Raw genomic sequence first — 492 nt, 5'->3', positions numbered from 1 at the left:
CAACGAGATCCAGCGGGAGATCATCTCCTGGATCGGCCTGGGGATGCCACGGGTGCGCCGCTGAGCCGCCGCGGGGGCCTCGCCCCACGAACGGCACGGTCTCCGGGTGGCCGGAGGACAGCGGCGGGCCGGACACGGGGGTGTCGTGGACGTGGAATGCCACTTCCGGGGCGTCGGGCCGGACGAGGCGGAGCGCACGGCCTGAGGGCGATTCCTCCGGGACGCGCGGCCGGTACTACGGCTCAATGTCCAGCACGTCCTGGACCGGCCGCCGAGGGGTCTGCGTACCCGAAGGGCCGTATCCCAGCCGCAGCACCATCTGCACATAGGCCATGCCCGCCATCGGGTCGCGCAGTGGCCAGCGCAGGTCGTGCCATTCGAGGGCCTGGGTGACGAACGAGGCGGCCAGTCCCTCCAGCGTGGCCCGCAGCAGCACCCGCTCCACCGCCTGGCCGGTGCGCAGCCAGTCCACGGGGCGGTCGCGTGAGGTGC

The 492-nt window shown here is 73.0% G+C and carries 1 pseudogene; it reads right to left on the bottom strand.

The window, feature by feature from the left end:
• Window positions 1–235: 235 nt before the first annotated feature.
• Window positions 236–492 (bottom strand): annotated as a pseudogene (locus KN815_RS44520) (Acg family FMN-binding oxidoreductase); the annotation flags it as partial.

Origin of the sequence: Streptomyces niphimycinicus, from assembly GCF_018883605.1 — a bacterium.
GTDB classification, from domain to species: Bacteria; Actinomycetota; Actinomycetes; order Streptomycetales; family Streptomycetaceae; genus Streptomyces; species Streptomyces niphimycinicus.
This window is presented reverse-complemented; position numbering and strand designations above follow the sequence as displayed.